We start from the raw sequence: 425 nt of genomic DNA on the forward strand, positions 1-425 counted from the left end.
CAGAGTGACCAGCATCAACAACCGGGCCTGGCGCCCGGTTTTTTTATGGCGGTGATGGGGCTGGCTGGCGGTGGCTCTTTGGCGGGTTCCGCGCTCGGATGTCATCTCGCCCGTTGCCATGGTGCAGCCTCCTTGTCGAGGAGTGTGCCTATTCCCGCACCAAACCGGGCAGAACCAGAGCAACGGCGGCGGCGATGCGCGCGCGGATGTCGCTGCCCGGCGCCAGCAAGCCGAGCGCCATCTGGCGCAGCGGCTCCGCCATGGTCATCGCCAGCAGCAGATCGCTGGTCTGGGCGGTGTCCAGCTCGCGCAGCCAGCCCAGTTGTTGCTGGCGCTGCAACCACGCCGCCAGGGTCGCCCTGCCGCGCGCAATGCCGTTCTCCTGATAGGCCGCCAGCAGGGCATCGCGCCCCGCGAACTCGTGC

At 68.5% G+C, this 425-nt stretch carries 1 protein-coding gene; it reads right to left on the reverse strand.

Going from position 1 to position 425, the window contains the following annotated elements:
* Positions 1 to 148 precede the first annotated feature (148 nt).
* A partial coding sequence (locus tag GPA27_RS28525) for a TetR/AcrR family transcriptional regulator C-terminal domain-containing protein (RefSeq protein WP_211165318.1) occupies positions 149 to 425 on the reverse strand: 277 nt, incomplete at its 5' end.

This window comes from Aromatoleum toluolicum (assembly GCF_012911005.2).
Taxonomy (GTDB): domain Bacteria; phylum Pseudomonadota; class Gammaproteobacteria; order Burkholderiales; family Rhodocyclaceae; genus Aromatoleum; species Aromatoleum toluolicum.